The sequence below is a fragment of the Anoxybacillus sp. P3H1B genome, assembly GCF_001560855.1.
GTDB classification, from domain to species: domain Bacteria; phylum Bacillota; class Bacilli; order Bacillales; family Anoxybacillaceae; genus Anoxybacteroides; species Anoxybacteroides rupiense.
In genome coordinates, this window is sequence record NZ_LPUG01000009.1 from 547,892 (window position 1) to 568,165 (window position 20,274).

General features: G+C 42.3%; 18 protein-coding genes and 1 riboswitch. Of the genes, 1 reads left to right on the plus strand and 17 read right to left on the minus strand.

The window, feature by feature from the left end; translation table 11 throughout:
- Window positions 1–207 precede the first annotated feature (207 nt).
- The 3 genes from sdhB to AT864_RS03020 are packed head-to-tail and all read right to left on the minus strand — an operon-like array spanning window position 208 to window position 3,370.
- Window positions 208–969: a succinate dehydrogenase iron-sulfur subunit gene (gene sdhB, locus AT864_RS03010; protein ID WP_066146305.1), complete on the minus strand. Its 762-nt coding sequence runs from the start codon at window positions 967–969 to the stop codon at window positions 208–210.
- Window positions 966–2,726 carry a succinate dehydrogenase flavoprotein subunit gene (sdhA, locus tag AT864_RS03015; RefSeq protein WP_044742966.1) on the minus strand — a complete coding sequence of 587 codons (1,761 nt, stop codon included), beginning with the start codon at window positions 2,724–2,726 and terminating at the stop codon, window positions 966–968. Before sdhA ends, sdhB begins: the two co-directional genes overlap by 4 nt.
- Before the next feature lie 35 nt (window positions 2,727–2,761).
- Window positions 2,762–3,370: a succinate dehydrogenase cytochrome b558 subunit gene (locus AT864_RS03020; RefSeq protein ID WP_044742967.1), complete on the minus strand. Its 609-nt coding sequence runs from the start codon at window positions 3,368–3,370 to the stop codon at window positions 2,762–2,764.
- A 274-nt stretch (window positions 3,371–3,644) separates the two neighbouring features.
- On the opposite strand from AT864_RS03020, the gene AT864_RS03025 reads away from it, so the two are divergent.
- Complete coding sequence (locus AT864_RS03025) at window positions 3,645–4,100, plus strand: YslB family protein (protein ID WP_044742968.1); 456 nt, start codon at window positions 3,645–3,647, stop codon at window positions 4,098–4,100.
- Between the two features lie 401 nt (window positions 4,101–4,501).
- On the opposite strand, the gene AT864_RS03030 is transcribed toward AT864_RS03025, so the two are convergent.
- From AT864_RS03030 to trxA, 14 genes are all read right to left on the minus strand, one after another.
- Window positions 4,502–5,722 (minus strand): aspartate kinase, encoded by a 1,221-nt coding sequence (locus AT864_RS03030; protein WP_066146307.1) that lies wholly within the window; start codon window positions 5,720–5,722, stop codon window positions 4,502–4,504.
- A 132-nt stretch (window positions 5,723–5,854) separates the two neighbouring features.
- Window positions 5,855–6,033: riboswitch (Lysine riboswitch) on the minus strand.
- 68 nt (window positions 6,034–6,101) lie between these two features.
- Window positions 6,102–7,874, minus strand: a complete 1,773-nt coding sequence (gene uvrC / locus AT864_RS03040; RefSeq protein WP_044742971.1) for an excinuclease ABC subunit UvrC — start codon at window positions 7,872–7,874, stop codon at window positions 6,102–6,104.
- 17 nt (window positions 7,875–7,891) lie between these two features.
- Window positions 7,892–9,337 (minus strand): nucleoporin-interacting protein, encoded by a 1,446-nt coding sequence (locus tag AT864_RS03045; protein ID WP_082741626.1) that lies wholly within the window; start codon window positions 9,335–9,337, stop codon window positions 7,892–7,894.
- A 52-nt stretch (window positions 9,338–9,389) separates the two neighbouring features.
- Window positions 9,390–10,313, minus strand: a complete 924-nt coding sequence (locus AT864_RS03050) for an FTR1 family protein (RefSeq protein WP_044742972.1) — start codon at window positions 10,311–10,313, stop codon at window positions 9,390–9,392.
- A 23-nt stretch (window positions 10,314–10,336) separates the two neighbouring features.
- Window positions 10,337–11,098, minus strand: coding sequence for a hypothetical protein (locus AT864_RS03055; RefSeq protein WP_066146312.1), 762 nt, complete (start codon window positions 11,096–11,098; stop codon window positions 10,337–10,339).
- 430 nt (window positions 11,099–11,528) lie between these two features.
- A complete protein-coding gene (locus AT864_RS03060; RefSeq protein WP_066146315.1) occupies window positions 11,529–12,290 on the minus strand; it encodes a glycosyltransferase family 2 protein in 762 nt (253 codons plus the stop codon).
- Window positions 12,250–13,746, minus strand: a complete 1,497-nt coding sequence (locus AT864_RS03065; protein ID WP_066146318.1) for an alkaline phosphatase family protein — start codon at window positions 13,744–13,746, stop codon at window positions 12,250–12,252. Before AT864_RS03065 ends, AT864_RS03060 begins: the two co-directional genes overlap by 41 nt.
- A gap of 137 nt (window positions 13,747–13,883) precedes the next feature.
- Window positions 13,884–14,828: an NAD-dependent epimerase/dehydratase family protein gene (locus AT864_RS03070; protein WP_066146321.1), complete on the minus strand. Its 945-nt coding sequence runs from the start codon at window positions 14,826–14,828 to the stop codon at window positions 13,884–13,886.
- Between the two features lie 248 nt (window positions 14,829–15,076).
- Entirely contained in the window at window positions 15,077–16,204 is a 1,128-nt protein-coding gene (gene ssuD / locus AT864_RS03075) for an FMNH2-dependent alkanesulfonate monooxygenase (RefSeq protein WP_066146323.1), read from the minus strand.
- Between the two features lie 28 nt (window positions 16,205–16,232).
- Window positions 16,233–16,766, minus strand: coding sequence for an NADPH-dependent FMN reductase (gene ssuE / locus AT864_RS03080; protein WP_066146328.1), 534 nt, complete (start codon window positions 16,764–16,766; stop codon window positions 16,233–16,235).
- Window positions 16,767–16,788: 22 nt separating this feature from the next.
- The gene (locus AT864_RS03085; RefSeq protein WP_066146330.1) at window positions 16,789–17,628 is read right to left on the minus strand and encodes an ABC transporter permease; all 840 of its coding nucleotides are present in this window, start codon (window positions 17,626–17,628) and stop codon (window positions 16,789–16,791) included.
- Complete coding sequence (locus AT864_RS03090; protein ID WP_369815482.1) at window positions 17,621–18,598, minus strand: aliphatic sulfonate ABC transporter substrate-binding protein; 978 nt, start codon at window positions 18,596–18,598, stop codon at window positions 17,621–17,623. Before AT864_RS03090 ends, AT864_RS03085 begins: the two co-directional genes overlap by 8 nt.
- Window positions 18,599–18,668: 70 nt before the next feature.
- Window positions 18,669–19,412 carry an ABC transporter ATP-binding protein gene (locus tag AT864_RS03095; RefSeq protein WP_066146337.1) on the minus strand — a complete coding sequence of 248 codons (744 nt, stop codon included), beginning with the start codon at window positions 19,410–19,412 and terminating at the stop codon, window positions 18,669–18,671.
- Between the two features lie 510 nt (window positions 19,413–19,922).
- On the minus strand, window positions 19,923–20,237 hold the full coding sequence (gene trxA / locus AT864_RS03100) for a thioredoxin (RefSeq protein WP_044742977.1): 315 nt from the start codon (window positions 20,235–20,237) through the stop codon (window positions 19,923–19,925).
- Window positions 20,238–20,274 lie beyond the last annotated feature (37 nt).

Here is a 20,274-nt window from a genome sequence, read left to right on the forward strand (position 1 = left end):
TGAGCTGATTTCGATGATTGAGCAAGCGAACAATACCGCTTATTAACAAATAGATGTGTCCTATTATTCGGTACTTGGCCATATGTTGACGTAACCTAAGCAATTGACAAGTATCTTCAAACCGTTTATAGAATCAGCTTTTTCTTTTAATCTCTTTTTTCTCAAAAAAAATCCTCTTCATGGAAAACTCCATGAAGAGGATTTTTATTACACTTCGTCGCTTCCGAAAAAGCTGCGAAACGCTTGAACAGTTGTAGCGCGGTTTAACGCTGCAATGGAGGTGGTGAGCGGAATGCCTTTCGGGCAAGACTGCACGCAGTTTTGCGAGTTACCGCAGTTCGCTAGCCCTCCATCCCCCATAATGGCTTTAAGACGTTCCTCTTTATGCATGGCACCAGTTGGATGAGCGTTAAATAAACGCACTTGTGAAAGGGGTGCAGGACCGATAAAGTTTGATTTGCTGTTCACATTCGGGCAAGCTTCCAAGCACACGCCGCAAGTCATGCATTTAGAAAGCTCATATGCCCATTGACGTTTTCGTTCTGGCATGCGCGGACCAGCACCTAAATCATAGGTTCCATCAATCGGAATCCATGCTTTTACCTTTTTCAAGGAATCAAACATCCGGCTGCGATCGACTTGCAAGTCGCGCACAACCGGGAATGTACGCATCGGTTCTAAACGGATTGGCTGCTCCAGCTTATCGATAAGAGCTGTACAGGATTGGCGCGGCTTTCCGTTAATGACCATGGAGCAAGCTCCGCACACTTCTTCTAAACAGTTCATATCCCATGTGACTGGAGTTGTTTTTTCTCCCTTAGCATTTACCGGATTGCGGCGAATTTCCATGAGAGCGGAAATAACGTTCATATTGGGACGGTATGGAATCTCAAATTCCTCTTCGTATGGCGCAGAATCCGGACGATCTTGTCGCGTTACAATGAGACGAATCGTTTTTTTCTCGCTCATGATTTCACATCCTCTTTCTTTTTCGAATAGTCACGTTTACGAGGCTTAATTAGTGATGTATCCACATCTTCATAATGGAACGCTGGACCATCTGGAGTAAAGCGAGCCATTGTTGTTTTTAGCCACTCTTCATCATTGCGCTCTGGAAACTCCGGTTTGTAATGAGCGCCGCGGCTTTCGTTTCGATTGTATGCACCAAGTGTAATCACACGCGCTAATTGAAGCATGTTATGAAGCTGGCGAGTAAATGAAGCCGCCTGATTACTCCATTTAGCTGTATCGCTAATATTAATATTTTTATAACGCTCCATAAGCTCTTGAATTTTTTCATCCGTTCTTAAAAGTTTATCGTTATACCGAACAATCGTCACATTATCGGTCATCCATTCGCCAAGCTCTTTATGAAGCACATAAGCATTTTCTGTTCCATTCATCGATAAAATATTGTTCCAACGTTCTTCTTCTTGTTTTACATATCGCTCATATAAAGAAGAAGGAAGCGCATCAGATGACTTGTCCAATCCCTTAATATATTCAACGGCCTTCGGACCTGCAACCATTCCGCCATAAATCGCCGATAAGAGCGAGTTAGCTCCCAAGCGGTTGGCGCCATGCATAGAATAGTCGCACTCTCCAGCAGCAAACAATCCTTTAATATTCGTCATTTGATCATAGTCAACCCATAATCCCCCCATGGAGTAGTGCACAGCTGGGAAGATTTTCATCGGCACCTTACGCGGATCTTCTCCCATGAATTTCTCATAAATCTCAATAATGCCACCTAATTTAATATCGAGCTCCTTAGGATCTTTATGAGAAAGATCGAGGTACACCATATTTTCGCCGTTGATGCCAAGCTTCAAATCAACACAAACATGGAATATTTCACGAGTCGCAATATCACGCGGAACTAGATTTCCGTATGCTGGATATTTTTCCTCTAAGAAATACCATGGTTTACCATCTTTATATGTCCAGACTCGACCGCCTTCACCGCGCGCCGATTCACTCATAAGCCGTAATTTATCATCACCCGGGATCGCCGTTGGATGGATTTGAATAAATTCTCCATTCGCATAATAGGCACCTTGCTGGTAAACAATCGATGCAGCTGAACCTGTATTAATAATCGAGTTGGTGGATTTTCCGAAAATGATGCCTGGGCCACCCGTTGCCATAATCACAGCATCAGCAGCAAATGATTGGATTTCCATCGTCGTTAAGTTTTGCGCAACAATCCCACGGCAAATTTGCTCATCATCTAGTACCGCACCAAGGAACTCCCAGCCTTCATACTTCGTAACCAAGCCAGCGACTTCATGGCGGCGCACTTGCTCATCAAGCGCATAAAGCAGCTGCTGACCCGTTGTCGCCCCCGCAAATGCAGTACGGTGATGCTGCGTTCCACCAAAGCGCCGGAAATCTAGCAATCCCTCAGGTGTACGGTTAAACATAACACCCATACGATCTAATAAATAAATAATGCCTGGTGCTGCTTCACACATTGCTTTGACTGGTGGTTGGTTTGCCAAAAAGTCACCACCATATACCGTATCGTCGAAGTGTTCCCACGGGGAATCTCCTTCACCCTTTGTATTCACCGCACCGTTAATCCCACCTTGAGCACAAACAGAGTGAGACCGCTTTACTGGCACAAGCGAAAACAATTCCACTGGCACACCCGCTTCTGCGATTTTAATGGTGGCCATTAGTCCGGCTAAACCGCCGCCAACTACTATGATTTTTCCTTTTTTCATCGTTACTCACTCCCTAAAAAATTGCTAGTCGTGGATTAAGCGAATGCTAAAATGGCACGAATGCCAACGATTGAAAGCGCTACAAAGATGATCATCGTCACGTAAGTAAAAATTTGCTGTGAACGAGGAGTAACTGTTAATCCCCAGCTTACACAGAAAGACCATAGCCCATTCGAAAAATGGAACACCGTTGACAAAATACCGACAATATAAAAAGCAAGCATAAAAGGATTGTCAACAATGTTGGCCATCATGTCGTAGTTCACATCAGCTCCAAAAGCAGCTTGTACACGTGTTTGCCATACGTGCCACGTGACAAAAATGAGCGTAATGATTCCTGTCAGCCGTTGAAGCATGAACATCCAATTTCGGAAATATCCAAATCTGCCCACATTGTTTTGAGCGGTAAAAGCGATATAAAGTCCATAAATAGCATGAAACAGCAAAGGCAAAAAAATGATAAATATTTCTAAAAAATAGCGGAACGGTAAATGTTCCATAAATGATGCTGCCCGGTTAAATGATTCTGGACCTTTAGTCGCAAAGTGGTTCACTACTAAATGCTGGACTAGGAAAATTCCAACCGGAATAACCCCTAGTAATGAATGGAGTCGGCGGTAAAAAAATTCTCGATTTCCTGCCATATAGTATACCCCCTTTTTAAATAGTGATAATAAAAGATTTATGCACTCCCCATCCACACTAACTAAATGATTAATAGAACTGTAAATGCTTCCATTTCCATTAATCACGCGTCACATCCATTGTACTCCCACAATGTAGTAGCGTCAAGAAAACGAGTTCATAAAATGTTCAATCGTTTGAAAATTAAAACAATATTTGTGCAAAAATCGAAAGAAAAATACTGATTTCTTCTCATTGTTCGGCTATAATGTTTGATAGAAAGAGGGGAATTATGTGAAAACACATTCATTTCAGGAACACTATGAAGCATTACAGCACGTTGAAATTCCTTTATTTGGATATCATCTAATTCGAGAAGTCCTTCTTCCCGATTTGCTTGGCAAAGAAACCGACAGCATTTTATATTGGGCGGGAAAGCATTTAGCGCGCTGCTACCCCTTAGAAACATTCGATGACATCATTTTATTTTTTGAAAAAGCAGGATGGGGTACGCTCGCTGTCATCAAAGAACGCCAAGATGAATTAGAAATCGAGCTGACAGGGCCCGCGGTATCCGCTCGGATCGCCATGAATGCTCACTGTTCATTTCAGCTTGAGGCCGGCTTTCTCGCACAGCAGATTGAACAGCAAAAACGCTTCGTCTCGGAAGCATATGAGCAGCAAAAAAAGCGTGATCAAAAAGTGACTTTTACTGTGAAATGGGACCGTAAACACGAAATTGCTGAATAGACAGATTTTCTGCACCTTTTCAATTGTATTAGCCTATCGATGCACGACAAGAACAAAGGCAAGTATACGTATTTGCTTGCCTTAGACTGTTAACAAACGCTTCATCCTGCGTCACGGGCCTCATTCGTCGCTCATGAACGTTTGGGTTCGCTTCGCGTCTTCACTCGGCTGGCGTTTCTTGTCTGCCAAGCGCCTTCAAGCCAGTTTGATGTAGAACTACCACTATGATAGAAGAATCGTATAAAATGGTGGTAGACAAAGTCGATTTTGACTTTGTCTACCACTTGAGGCAAGCAAGCATTTGCTTGCTTTTTTAGTCAAAACAGTCGGCACAGCACGATTGAATGCACCTTCGCTCTCAAAACGCTTGCCATGATTTCCAGCAGTACGGTCTTGTCTGGTTATGAACGCACGGCGGCTTTTTCATCCAATTGAAACGCCGTATGCAACGCTTCTACTGCTGCAACCATATTTTCTTGAGACACGACGGTTGAAATTTTGATTTCGGACGTGCTGACCATTTTTATTTCAATCCCTTTATCCGCTAACACTTGAAACATTTGTGCAGCTACACCTGGATTAGAGATCATTCCTGAGCCGACAATCGATACTTTGGCCAGTTGGCTTTCATATTCTATCTTTGCTCCCTTGAATGATTCCAACACTTGCAAAGTCTCAGGCAAATCCTCTGTGCGAATGGAAAACGACACAGCTGCTGCTCCGCTATTGGTTGTATTTTGAATAATAATATCGACATTAATCCCGCGATTCGCTAACGCTGTAAAAACGGTTGGCAACATAGGCAACTCGTGCGGGAGCCCTTGGACCGTCACTTTTGTTACTTGATCTTCAAAAGCAATCCCTCTGACAATTAAATGCTGTTCCATTGAAACATCCTCCTTTACCGTTGTTCCGCTCTCTTCCTCCATACTCGAACGAACTTCCAGCAATACTTGATAATTTTTAGCAAACTCTACAGCCCGCGGATGAAGCACTCCTGCTCCAAGATTGGCCAGCTCTAGCATCTCATCATAGGAAATTTCCTCTAGCTTTTTCGCTGCTTTTACATAGCGCGGATCGGTAGTAAACACTCCTGTCACATCTGTATAAATATCGCACTTATCCGCTTGTAGAGCGGCCGCTAAAGCTACAGCTGTCGTGTCAGAACCGCCGCGACCAAGAGTCGTGATATCTCCCTTTTCCGTCACTCCTTGAAAACCAGCCACAATGACGATTTGTCCTGCTTGCAAATATTGATGAATTCTCGTTGTGTCGATATCTATAATGCGGGCATTGCCATGAACAGTCTCTGTCTTGATTCCAGCTTGCCAGCCCGTTAAAGAAACAGCTGCATACCCCTTTTCTTGCAAAGCCATCGCTAATAGGGCAATACTCACTTGCTCCCCTGTCGAAAGAAGCATATCCAGCTCCCGCTTGCTAGGTTGGGACGTTAGCTGTTTGGCTAAATCCACAAGCTGATTCGTCGTCTTTCCCATCGCTGAAACGACAACGACCACTTGATGTCCTTTTTGCACCTCGCTCATTACTCGATCAGCGACATGCTGAATACGTTCAATAGATCCTACAGACGTTCCGCCAAATTTTTGCACAATCATTCCCATTTTTCTCATCCCTTGTTCTTAAAATGTTGATTTCAGCATCCATACCGGTATAGAAACAAATAAAAAACAGCAATGAGAGGCTTCTCATTGCTGTGCATAACGAAATAAGAAAAGAAACGAATTCGCTCCACACAGTGAGATAGCTCTCCAAGATGGGTCATCTTGACAGTCCTACATTTCTTAAACGCAGGACCAGCAGGAAAAGCAATGAGACTTCCCCCACTTCGGCGAGCCTCCCCTTTCGGCATTTTTCTTTGGAACCCATTTTCCTCCAAATGCCTACTCTTGAAGTTCGCGCCTCTATCTTCACTTCTGTGCTTAGAAGTGTATAAATATGCAATTAAGGTGATTGTATCAGCTTTTTCTCCAATTGACAATACTATTCTCGCAGCTTTTCATAAATTTTTTCAGCAACTGCGCGAGGAATCGCCGCTTTTTGCAGCTCCTCAATCGTCGCTTCTTTTATATTTTTTAAAGAGCCAAAATGCTTAAGAAGCGCTTTTTTTCGCTTTTCTCCAACTCCCGGAATGTGGTCAAGCGCGGACTGAAATAACGATTTTCCTCGCGTCTGGCGATGAAACGTAATAGCAAAACGATGGACTTCATCCTGAATGCGCTGCAGCAAATAAAATTCTTGGCTGTTTCGCGACAATGGCACGATTTGTGGTGGATCTCCCATGATTAATTCCGATGTGCGATGCTTGTCGTCTTTTACAAGACCGGCAAGCGGAATTTCCAAGCCCAACTCATTTTCTAACACATCGCGAACAGCCGCCAGATGTCCCTTTCCTCCATCAATTAAAATCAAATCCGGAAGAGGAAGGCGTTCCTTTAAAGCACGGCTATATCGCCGCCGTACAACCTCGCGCATTGATTCATAATCATCTGGCCCCTTCACAGTTTTAATTTTATATTTGCGATATTCTTTTTTCTCAGGCTTGCCGTCGATAAACACCACCATCGCCGAAACCGGATCAGCCCCATGGATATTAGAATTATCAAACGCTTCGATTCGATGCGGTGTTGGAATGTTCAACGCAACTCCTAAGTTTTCAACCGCTTTAACCGTTCGTTCTTCATCGCGTTCAATAAGATAAAACTTCTCTTTTAAAGCGATCGCTGCATTTTTACTCGCAAGATCGACCAGCTCTTTTTTCTTTCCTCTTTTCGGCTGAATAACAGGCACCTGGAGCAACTGCTCAGCCAAGCTTCCGTCAACCTCAAGCGGCAGGATTACTTCTTTTGGCTTAAAATGATTCTCCTTGGAGTAAAATTGTCCTAAAAATGTGAGCAGCTCTTCATCGGGATCTTGATGCAGCGGAAAGATCGAAACATCCCGCTCGATTAGCTTTCCTTGACGAATAAAAAAGACTTGGACGCACATCCATCCTTTGTCATAGGAGTAGCCGAACACATCTCTGTTAACAAAATCCTTCATCGTCATTTTCTGTTTTTCCATCATCGCTTCAATATGCGCAATTTGATCACGGTATTCTTTAGCTCGTTCAAATTCAAGGGCTTCTGCTGCTTTGTTCATTTTTTCAACCAATTCTTTTTTTATGTCTTGGTGTCCCCCGTTTAAAAAACGGACAATCTGTTCCACTATTTCTTTATTTTGTTGTTCCGAAACCGAATAGATACACGGAGCGAGACATTGTCCCATATGATAATAAAGACAGGCGCGGTTCGGCAGGGACGCGCACTTGCGAAGCGGATACATGCGATCGAGCAATTTTTTAGTCTCATTTGCAGCCTGCACGTTCGGATACGGTCCAAAATATTTGCCGCGATCTTTTTTTACCTTTCTTGTAATAATGAGACGTGGATGCTCCTCAGCTGTAATTTTAATAAATGGATAGCTTTTATCATCTTTGAGCATGACATTATATTTTGGATCGTATTTTTTGATTAAATTCATTTCTAAAATAAGCGCTTCAATATTTGATGAGGTCACAATATATTCAAAATCCGCTATTTCATTCACAAGGCGCAGCGTCTTTCCATCATGCGTTCCAGTAAAATAAGAACGAACACGGTTTTTTAATACTTTCGCTTTTCCTACATAAATCACTGTGCCATTTTTATCTTTCATTAAATAGCAGCCGGGCTGCTCTGGCAAAACCGATAGCTTCTCTTTTAAGTGATCATGCATCATAATCACTCCAATGCTTAGTCTTTCCATTCATAAAGTGTAATTTTGCCGTATACCGGATCCGCCAGCTTACTTGAATCATACGTTTTGATTTTCCGCAAATGTCCGGTCAGCGATACACCTTGTGACTGGAATCCCTTCACTACATGATCCGTTATATAAATTTTAGCATGTGGATAGTTCGTTTGATGTTGTAAAAAAAATGAAAAATGCAAGGCTTGTTCATACGGAAAGGTAACACGAAGGTATTCGAGCACCCTCGCTTCTTCCCATGTGTACAAAACAAACCGTTCCTTCCTCTGTTGTAAATCATATGCTAATTGATAGGTGGCTGGCAAGTGTAAGGCTTGCTCACGCAAGTTCCATGTGCCAACAACAAGCTGGATCACAAGAACAGCGAGAGCAAACAGCTTCTTATACGCCGGCATCCCTCTGTCCAAAAAACGAAGCCATCCATAAAAAAGTAAAAAGTGAACAATGGGAAGAGCATGGCGCGGCTTCTCAATATTTTGAGCAAACAAAGCCCAAATCCCATACATAAAAATGCAAATAAGCAGCCAGCGCGGAAAAGAGAAGCGTCGGACAGAGTAAAACGCCCAAACGAATAACGCGATATATATTGTCAACAAGACGAAAGTACGACTAGAGAGACCAATCCAAACCATATTATGAAATAAAAAATAGCTTGTTCGCTCCCAAAGCGACTGCTGATCCGTTGCGGCCGTTCCTCCCCATTCCTGAAAATGCCCATTCGTAAACGAAAAAGCCAGTTTAATAAAGCTCATCAAGCCTCCTTCTGTCATAGCAACCCCTATGATCCAAATGGATTGAAAAATGGCGGCAAAACAAATAAAGAGCAATAAACGGGAGATTCTTCGATATTTTCGCCAATCTTCATACCATACAAAAGCGAAAGCAAGGGCAAAAGGAGCGTATGAAAGCCGGATGCCTAACAGCAAACTAAATACAAACAAAGACAATAGTTGAGCGTGCCAAGAAAGCCTAGTTTTGGCCCGCTCAATCGCCCATAGATACCACCATAAAACCGCTAATGCCGCTCCGTCCGACATCGGCTGAAGACAAATCAATACGACATAGCTAGCTGATTGCACTAGCACTGTAACAATCCATGCTTTTTCTTTTGAACTATATTGTGTTGCCAGCAAAAAAATAGGCACTGAAGCTGACGCGAGCATCATCACATTAAAAACGGATAAAGCTTTTGCCGGATTAGCGACAAACGAATGAACGAGCATTCCTCCCAAAACAAAATAAGGATAGCCAGGAAAATGAGGTTGCATCGCTAATAAATCATAGCGGTCTAAAGCAAAGGCAAAATCCACTTGGTCCCACGATGCAGCATATGGACTTGCATAGTAGATTTCAATTCCAAACAGCAAAACCAGTGCTAAAAAACCAAAATATGACATATATCGATGATTTCCCAGAAAATATTTTTTCATCTCATTCACCTTCACAAATGAAAAAGTACAAGACCTTTATGTCCTGTACTTTTTACATAATTTGCTTCGTTTTGGGTTCAAGCGTTTGCGAATCAGCGCTTGTTGGTTCCCCCTTTTTTGCGTGTCGACTATTAATGAGCAAAGAAATGACGACAAAATAACCAATATAAGCAACGATTTCTTCAAGAGAAGGCATCGCTGAATAGCCAAATAACGCTTTTAAAAAGACGCCGATGTTCCCTGAAAGCAGCGGATGCACCCCGTGATCACGAATATAGTGCTCATAATCAATAGGATGTTCAGGCAGCAGCCATGTTAAATCATATACATGAGGCATCACGCTACCAATAATATTTAAATCTTGCAGCATTGAAATCGCTTGAACGAGCAGACCGGCTGCAATCAATAGAATAAAAGCTCCTGTGACTTTAAAAAAGGTTTTGAGCGGAATGCGCATCGTTCCTTTAAAGAAGAAATAGCTTACTAGCGCAGCAAGCAGCACACCAGTAATGGCTCCCCAGCCTTGCATAGCGGCACTGATATTTCCTCCTGTGATGGCTGCAAAGAAAAAGACCGTTTCAACCCCCTCACGGAGCACCACTAAAAACGAATGGATCACCATCCCAATGACATTTCCTGTAGTAATAAAGCGATCCATCTTTCCTTCCATATTTCTTTTCATGTCGCGGCTATGCTCAGCCATCCAAAACACCATTTGTGTCAATAAGATGGTCGAAACAAGCATAATCGAAACTTTTAAATACATTTCGCTGCCCATTGCCGCAAACCCGGTAAAAACGACCTGAAAAAGAAGAGCCACTCCAGCGCTTGCCAGCACCGCCAAGCCGGCCCCCAGCCATACATATTTCGTATATTTCGTATGATTCACTCTCTTTAAATAAGAGGTAATAATTCCGACGATAAGCAGGGCCTCTAATACTTCACGAAACGTAATTAACAGCGCTTGAACCTCCATCAGCAGCTCTCCTTTCTAAACGGTCAGTTTCGTTTCCGGCGCACGGCATAGATGACAACCGCAACAATAGCCGCCACTAATACAAGAAGCGGAAGCCAGTTTTTTACCTTCGATAAATCTGTCCATTCGTTTTGACTTGATGCCGTTTCCTTTTTTTCAGTGGCGTTCTCTGAAAAATGCCCAACTTTTAAGCTTTTCAATGCAAACTGCTTTTGCAGCGAGCTCAAAATCGTTTGTTCGCTTTTTTTAAATTGCTCAACATTCGATTGTTTTTGACCGACGCCAAACAATCCCGGATTTCCTAATGATTGCAGCGCTTTATTAAACTCGTCCCGCAACCGTTGATCAAGCTCAGCGTCTTGCGATTGAACAGCGGGAGAAAGGGCTTCATATGTAGCAAACGCTTTCGCTAATAATCGTTTACTTGTTTCGTACTGGTCAAAATTCTCCTCAATATTTTCAAGACGGCGGGCAATATTTAAAACAAGAACTTTCTTCATATCTTTTATAGTCGCTTCTTTATCTTTTTTCTTAATATCAGCCAGCACCGTTTCCACTGGCTCCTCCCCCATATGCATCTCAATTTCTTCCTTCACCGTTTCAAAAATCGTTTTGGCTTCAGAAAAGTTTGGCGGCTCCTGATTCAGCTTTTCAGCCATTTGTTTATAAGCCTCTGCTATTTTTTCTTGATTTGGATCACCGTATGAATAAGCCAAAACATGGTTCGGAATGTAATTGAGAATGAATATCAATAACAAACAAAAAAATAAGCGCATCGCCTTCATCCAATGATCTCCTCCCACATATTCAATGATAATGATTATCACGATTCCTGTCAATCATGCACTGTATGCATTCATGCAACTTGATATTGATAGGTTTACCTCGATATAAAGCTTAGAGCTTTTTCCACCGTCGGGCATCCGAACAACAATGCTTGGCCAACCCACGAATAGGTCTTGCTGTTCCAATCTTCATCACGCGAATGCGTGACAAAAAGGCAAGCCTGTGGACCTGCCTTCCTACCATGGAGCTCGTTCAATCTTTCAGCTGCATTTTAGATAGACGACAGAGCCCATCACCCGCTTTTCGGCAGCCGACCATGCCGCGTTTGTCATACGGAGCTGCGATTGAGAGAAATCTATCTTATTACTGAAAAGAGCGAAGCCTCCCTTTCTTAGAAAAGCGCGTTTATCCATTCCGCGCTCTGTCCCGCTAGGAGCATTGCTTTTTAACCATATCGGGCAATCGATGGGCTGTAAAGTCGATGTCGACTTTTTTTACAGGGCGCTTCATTTCTTTCCATATTGCCGGAAAAACCGCTGACATATAGGCCCAAAACTTAATAAACGAACGGCCCGTTGTCCTTGCTTTATAACGGATGGGCACTTCTTTCATCCGAAACCCTTTGCGAACTAAATGAAGGGTCAATACTTGGGCATAATTATAGTCATGAATAATATGCGCATGCTCCATTGCTTGACGTGAAAAAGCGCGCATACCCGACTGGCCGTCATAAATCCATGTTCGTAGGAGCAAAGATTGCAGACATGTGAAAAAATAATTGCCGATGCGGCGATGCCATTTCATTCCGCGAATTTCACCAAGAAAACGCGATCCCATCGTATAATCTGCCTCCCCTTTAAAAATAGGAGCCAGTAATTCCGGAATTTGCTCCGCTGGATACTCGTTATCCGCATCAATCATTACGCTAATATCAGCACCAAGGCGCAGGCATTCTTGCAATCCTTTTCTGACGGCCGCGCCAAGCCCGCAATTGCGCCCCATTTTGTATATATAGTCCGCTCCTGCTTCTTTAGCCACCGCTACTGTTTGATCGGTTGACCCATCATCAATCACTAATATGCTCACTTCTACAAGCGGATGGAAATGACGTGGTACTTTTTGTATCACCTCAGCAATAGCAGCTTCCTCATTATGCGCCGGTAGAAATACGATTACTTTCTGCTTTTTCATGATTTCCCTTCTTTCGTATCGCTTCAATCAGAACAGGTCCACGGCTATGGCTCGGATAGGGTGCTCCCAATAAATAAGCGATCGTTGGGGCAAGCGACACAAGACTATGCTTTTCTTCTACTTGTTTTCCGCTTTCTATAGTTGGTCCATACATAAAAAAAGGAACATATCGTTCACCTTCATCAAGATGACCATGTCCCCCAATTCCGTCTGATTGACCGTGGTCAGAGCAAATAATGAATGTGGCGTTTTGTAATTTTCCCTCTTTTTCGAGCCATTCGACATATTCTTGAATCAGAGCATCGGCCTCGGCGATTTTTTGAGCATATTCATCGTAAAATACACCGCGGCTGTGCCCTGTTTGATCTGTTGCAATCAACTGAATAATTAATAAATCAGGGTCTTGCTCCTTCATGATGAACTTGGCGCGTTCTATAATGTTTCGATCCGCAACATCATTCTTCATCACCGCGGTTACCGTTTCAACATCGGCGCCAAACGAATCAACAAGATGGGCAATTCCTAACAATCTGCCTTTTTTGCCAACTTTTCTAAGCGAATCAAAAATGCTTTCTACTTTTATGCCCAGCTTCCATACCATATTTGATTGAATGCCATGCTCAAATGGATATGTGCCCGTAAACATGGAAGTAAAACAAACGACCGTACGAGCTGGATAAACAGTCTCCATTTGCTTAAACTCCGTTCCGTTCTTGCGCAATGCTTTTAAAAATGGCGCTTCAGCTTGCTCAAAGCGGTCTTTCCGCATTCCGTCAATGACGATCACAATTACTTTTTCATTGAGTGCACGCTTCGGTTCTTCTACATTATTCGTGTAGGTAGGAATTACTTTCGGCTTCCAATCAAATAAATATTTATGGAGAATAAAAGAAAATAAAAAAACAAAAGCGTAATAAAGCCCGAGAACTTCATATGAAATCATTTTCCAATCCATGCTGATCTGCTCATAGCTGTATTGCCAAAGGGACAATAGCAATAAAAATTTCGGAAGCTGTTCTTGGGCATTACCGCTCGTCGAATCACTATTTTTTAATACAAGCTTCCAAAATCGAGTAAAATTCCACCAGGTTGTACCAATTCGCAAATGATAATAGAGCGTTCCCCAAAAAAAGACGGTAAAAAAGAAGTAGAGCCCGACAGCTAACAATAATAGCTTCACATCGGTAAATGGCCACACAAGCAAAAACACGATGTATGGAATCCATAAATAATTCCGCAAAAATAACGGATAATCATATCGGTAATACATCACAAAAAGCGGAAGCACAAGCAGCAAACCAAGCAAAAGCGGCTTTATATGCTCCCCTTGTCCGATATCAATACTATGATAAAGCAGCATTGTACCAATGACAAAAATAGGGGTAAATGGCTTTCCTTCATTTAATAAATTCCAACAACGGGCTGCAATTTTTTCAAACTTCGAGGCTTTTTTCATTTGAGTCCCCTCCCCTTCCATCAACAAATGCATCTGGTTCATCGCCTTCGGAAATAGTAAACATATCATAGCGCCATTCTTATAATCACAAACATAAGTATAAATCCTATCGTTCGTATGACCCATATATCTTGTATTTACGCCTCATATTCTCTCGCCCACTCAATCGTTTTTTCCAATCCTTTTTCAAATGGAACCGTTGGTCGATAATCGAAAGCCTGCTGCGCTTTTGTAATATCGGCCCATGTTTCTTTCACATCCCCCATTCGTTCTGATGCATAGTTTACTCTCATTTTTGGAAAATAAATCCGCAGCTTCTTTAACAATTGCTCCATTGTAACCGGCCGTCCCGAACCTAAATTAAACACATCGTTTGGTCCGCTGCGCCGCAAAGCTAAAACCATCCCGTCGACAATGTCATCAATAAAAGTATAATCGCGCGCCGTCCTCGTTCCATACACCACAATTTCTTCCCCGCGAGAAAGCAGATGAATAAATCGGCTGATCGCCATATCCGGTCGTCCCCAAGGACCATAGACTGTAAAATAACGAAAAATGGTAAGCCGATAGCCAAATAAATGAGCATAAGCATGACAAAATGATTCTGCGCCATATTTTGCAGCAGCATAGGGAGAAATAACGTTTCCTGTCGCCATCTCTTCCTTGAGTGGTACTCTCTCTTGATTACCGTATACTGAGGAAGAAGAAGCGAACAAAACATGCTTGGCCCCTGAGCGTCCTGAAGCAGTCAAAACATTAATCGTCCCTTTAATATCATAATCAACATAATCAAGCGGCTGTAGCAAAGACTTTGGAACGCCAGGCAAAGCCGCTAAATGATAAACACAATCGGGTTGATATTGCTTAAAAATGGATTCAGTCCGTTTCTCGTCAAGCAAATCTACGTCATATAGATGCACATCGTATCCGCTTGTCAAAACCTGAAATTGCCTCCGCTTTCGTTCTGGAGAATAATAAGGATGGAAATTATCAATCACCGCAACACGATGTCCGAGAGAAAGGAGTTTTTTTACGAGGTGACTGCCAATAAAGCCAGCTCCTCCTGTTACTAAAACATTCAATGACTTCACCCCACTACACTTTTCCCCATTCATCGTACCACAACAAGAAAGCAAAGACACGATATTCCGTTTCTAACAGCAAAAGCGTCCTTATCTCCAAACAGATTGTGATTCAAAAATGAAGCTTCATTGCAAATCGATTATAGAGAGAATAATAATCAATGTCAATAATCACCATCACATCTCTTAGATTGATTTTATCCAAACAGAAAAGAGCCTGTTGATAAAAAGCAGGCTCCTTTTCCTATTTAAACTTTAATAAAGGATGGGAAAAATTCGTTTCCAATCACTTCTCCTTGAACGACTGCTTGTTTTTGTTTACTGTGATGGAGTGGTAAAAGAGGAAATAGTAATTCCGCTACGCGATAGGCCTCCTCAAGATGAGGATAACCTGATAGAATGAAATGTTTAATCCCTAATTGATGGTATTCTAATAAACGATTGGCTACCGTTTGCGGATCCCCTACTAAAGCTGTTCCCGCCCCGCCTCTTACAAGACCAATTCCGGCCCATAAATTCGGGCTAATTTCCAACGACTCTCTCCGGCCGTTATGCAGCTGCTTCATTCTTTGCTGACCGATCGAATCATAGCGAGAAAATACCCGCTGTGCTTCTTGAATGGTTTTTTCATCTACATATTGAATCAAGCGATCCGCTGCTTCCCACGCCTCTTTTTCCGTTTCACGCACAATGACATGAAGGCGAATGCCAAATTCGATATTTCTTCCGTGCTGTTCCGCTAATTTTTTCACACTCGCAATTTTCTGTTCCACTTGTTTCGGCGGCTCCCCCCATGTCAAATAGACATTACTATGCTTGGCAGCTACATGCTGGCCGGCTGATGATGAACCTCCGAAATAAATCGGCGGATGAGGTTTATTTACAGGCGGAAATAGCAGTTTTGCCCCCTCTACCTTCAAATGATTCCCTGAAAATGTTACCTCTTCTCCGCTTAACAGCTGGCGCCAAATCGTTAAAAATTCATCTGTCGCCTCATATCGCTCATCATGGCTTAAAAATACTCCATCCCCTGCAAGCTCTACCGGATCTCCTCCAGCTACCACATTAATTAGCAAGCGCCCTTCAGACAAACGATCAAGCGTGGAGGCCATTCTTGCAGCAAGAGTAGGTGTCATCAAGCCTGGCCGAACGGCTACAAGAAATCGAAGCTGCCGAGTTTCCGCTGCCAATGCTGCTGCAAGCAGCCATGGATCTTCGCATGACTTTCCCGTCGGAATCAATACCCCCTTATAACCAAGGCGATCCGCTGCTTGAGCAATTTGCCGAAAGTACGTATATTCTGCTTCACGCCCACCTTTAGTCGTTCCAAGATAGCGACCATCCCCATGAGAAGGAATAAACCATAATAGTTCCATTCTTTTTCCCCCTTTTCCCATTTAAAAGTTAAACCGATGCTTTTTCTATGGAGATTGAGTGAATCAGATCCTCTAGCCGCTGCTTTGCGTCTCCTTGAAAGGTGATTTCTCCTCTTTCATCCTTCTCAATCGCCTGATCTAATATAAAGACTCCATGCAAAATCTCCCGCGCCCCTAAAATAGAGAAAATCGGCTTTAAGGAATATTCAATCGATAACAAATGAGCGATTGTTCCTCCCGTAACCACCGGGGCAATGATTTTGTTTGCAAAAGCCTTCTCTGGTAATAAGTCGAGAAACGCTTTTAAAATTCCTGTATAGCTCCCTTTGTAGACAGGGCTTAAGACAATGATGGCGTCAGCTCTTTCAATTAGTTCATGTGTATGTCTTATCGCTTCACTAGTAAATTTAGCGTGTAATAAATCCTCTGCCGGCAAATCGCGAACGTGAATGCATTGAGCATCGTGATTGCGTTCTTGGAGTTGTTTTTGCAAATAATTCGCCACTTTGGCCGTTTTTGATTGCTTGGATGGACTTCCTGAAATTAAAATAATGTTTGCCATTTGATCTTCCTCCTTGTTCGTTTTACATCGTTCCTTTATACGTATCCTGCCAACGAAGCAGCCATTTTTCCAACAGTCGTACAAACGAATCGGTTACTTTTCCAGCGAGTGCGAATAAGATAATCCCTACAAATACAATATCTGTATTGCTAAATTGTCTTGCATCCATCATCATATAGCCAATTCCTTCCGTTGACCCCATCAGCTCTGCAACCACAAGGCTAAGCCATGCTGCCCCTAAAGATAAGCGAATGCCTAGCAAAACATTAGGAAGAGCAGAAGGAAAAATAAGCAGCTTAATTTTTTGCCACGTATTAAAGTGAAAAATACGCGCCACATCAAACAATTTGGCATCGACTCCCCTTATGCCGAGAAAAGTATTTACATAAATAGGGAAAAATGCTCCTTTAGCAATAAGCAGGACCTTGGAGGCTTCACCAAACCCCAACCATAAAATAAACAAGGGAGCTACCGCCAAATGCGGAATCGTACGCAGCATTTGCAGCGTTGGATCAAGCACCTCTTCTGTTCTTGTTGAAAAGCCAACAGCAATTCCCGCGATTAGGCCTGCGGCTGCTCCAATTAAAAACCCGGATAGTGCGCGAATGGTGCTAATTTTCAAGTGCATGACTAGCTCCCCAGAGAGGATGAGCTTGTAGGTTGCTGTTGCGATATCGAACGGGGTTGGCAAGACCGTTTTAGAAACCTCTCCAAATTGTCCGAACAGCTGCCAAATAATGAGAATGGCTAGCGGGATGAGGAGCGGTGATATCCATTTTCGCGCTTCTACCTTTTGAAACGGGATTTTGCTCCAAGCTCTCCTCTTCAACGGAGGATTGGCCACAATCGTCGTTTTATTCATTCTGTTTCTCACCTTCTTTCTTTAATTCTTGTAATGCCTTGTTAATATAGCGATTATCAACAACCTTGCTTACATCAATTTTTGTTTTGATAACCTTTTGTTCATATTGAAAATCTGCAGTTTGTTGCTGTGCCTGAATAATATCCTCCGTAATCGGTTCGTTGAGTGGCGGATTGTTCTGCAATGCTCGTATTACGACTTGTTTATCCAATTTCTTAGCTTTGGCATAAAGATCAACAGCTTCCTCAAAATGTTCGTTTTGCCAGCGGCGGACTTGCTCATATACTTTTAAAAATTTGACTGTTAAATCCGGATTTTTTTCAATAAACTTCGTACGCGCTATAACAAAACCCGGAGAGTATGCATGCAAATCTTCGCCATCTGCAATCACTCTTGCTTGTTTTTTAATCACTTCATATGAAATAAATGGTTCCCAAATAGCCCAAGCATCTACCTTTTTTGTTTCAAAAGCGGCCTGTGCTTCATCTGGCTGCAGCTGAATCATTTCAATGTCAGATGCCTTTAAGCCTGCATATTCAAGCGCTTTATATAAAAAATTGAAACCGCTACTTCCTTTAGCCACTGCGATTTTTTTCCCTTTTAAATCTTTTAAATCATGAATGCTGCTGTCCTTGGGAACAAGGATCGCATCTCCCTTTTCTCCATTTGATCCTTTACTAATTTCCTTAAAATCAATTCCAGCTGCTTGAGCAGAAATAACTGGAGAATTTCCAACAGCTCCAAAGTCGAGATTATTGGATGCCATCGCTTCAAAATGAGGGGGGCCGCTTTGGAATTCAATCCATTGCACCTTCACACCGTCTTTGGCAAATTCTTTTTCAAACCATCCCTTTTCCTTTGCTAGCAATAGCGGTCCTAAACTTTGCTGAATGCCGATGCGAATCGTTTTCGTTTTAGATTCCCCAGCGCTCTTAACCTCTTGCTTTGAGCATCCTGTACTTGCAATCATGAATGCTAATAGTACTAGAAAAAGATGGATTTTTTTCATATCGCATCAGCTCCTTCTCCCGTTAACATCTCTAGCTTTTTATAAAAAGAGAGGCTTCGTTTTTTTCGAATTCTTCTAAAACCTTTTGTCTCATCTCCTGAAAAGAAGCATGCGCTCGCTGGCGCGGAAATGGCAAATGGACAGGAATCGTTTTACTGATCCTCCCTGGCTTTGCATTCATAATAACTAATTTCGTCCCAAGGTAAACGGCTTCATCTAAGTCATGAGTGACTAAAATCATCGTAATTTGCTTGCTTTTCCATATTTCAAAGAGGACATCCTGCAAATGCTTCCGCGTAAACGCATCAAGAGCGCTAAAAGGTTCATCCAGCAATAAAACTTTAGGCTCGCGCAACAGCGCTCTGGCAATGGCAACTCTTTGTGCCATTCCCCCAGACAATTCCTTTGGATAAGCTTTTTCGAATCCTTTTAATCTTACAATGTCCACTAATTCATCTATCTTTTGGCGAATCTGACGATCTTTTAATGGTAAATTCAGTGCTATATTTTCCTCTACTGTAAACCAAGGGAATAGGCGATGTTCTTGAAAGATAAATCCTCTCTCCGTCTCTTGATCATTGAACTTAACTGTTCCTTTGTAATCTTCATCAAGACCCGCTATGATCTTTAAGAGCGTGCTTTTCCCGCAACCGCTTGGACCAATGATCGTAACAAATTCTCCTTCTTCAATATCTAACTGAATATTTTGCAGCACAGGTACTGTGGCTACTCCATTTTGAAAGGATTTATCTGTTATCCAGACTTGAATGCTCACCAGCCTCACTTCCTTCTTTTATGTAATGATATAATAAAAAGTCAGGCATGCAGTCTTGAATATACATCGCACCTCCTTTTAATTCATATTATCCCGATGAATTAACTATGATTTTTTTTACTAAAAAAGCTTTTGATGATCTACATCAAAAGCCTTCGGTCTATCCGATCAGCCACTCTCTATTCCTAGTTAATACATCGGATTTGTTGGTTAAGATTATAAGCGATAACATATTCTCTCGTCAATCCTTTTTTTACATTTTTATGTAGATACTTGTGATGTGAAATTTCATTGATTCACTTATGGTCCCTGTGCTGTATACATATGATGAATGGAACGGTATGTGTCAACCTTCACAGCCGGAAGCTCAAACTTCACAGCCGGAAGCTCAAACTTACAGCAAATAGTCCTTTTCGCCACGCATGACCCGAACATTAACCTGTCCATGGCATCTATATAGTCAAAAAAGAGACTCAGCCAAGCGAGTCTCTTTTTAAAGCATGTTTGCTATTACAGATGCTTTTCTAATAGTTGGGCAAGCGCTTCCTTCGGTTGGAAACCAACTGTTTTATCGACAACATCGCCATCCTTGAATACCAACAAAGTCGGGATGCTCATTACACCATATTTAGATGCAGTTTCTTGATTTTCATCAACATTTACTTTAACAATTTTTACTTTATCGCCCAAGTCTTCAGCTAATTCTTCTAATACTGGCGCAATCATGCGGCAAGGTCCGCACCATGGAGCCCAGAAGTCCACTAATGTAACCCCTGTGCTTGTTTCAGTTGTAAATGTTTGATCAGTCGCATTGACAATCGCCATTATTTCATTCCTCCTACTTTCATAATAAATGTGAATG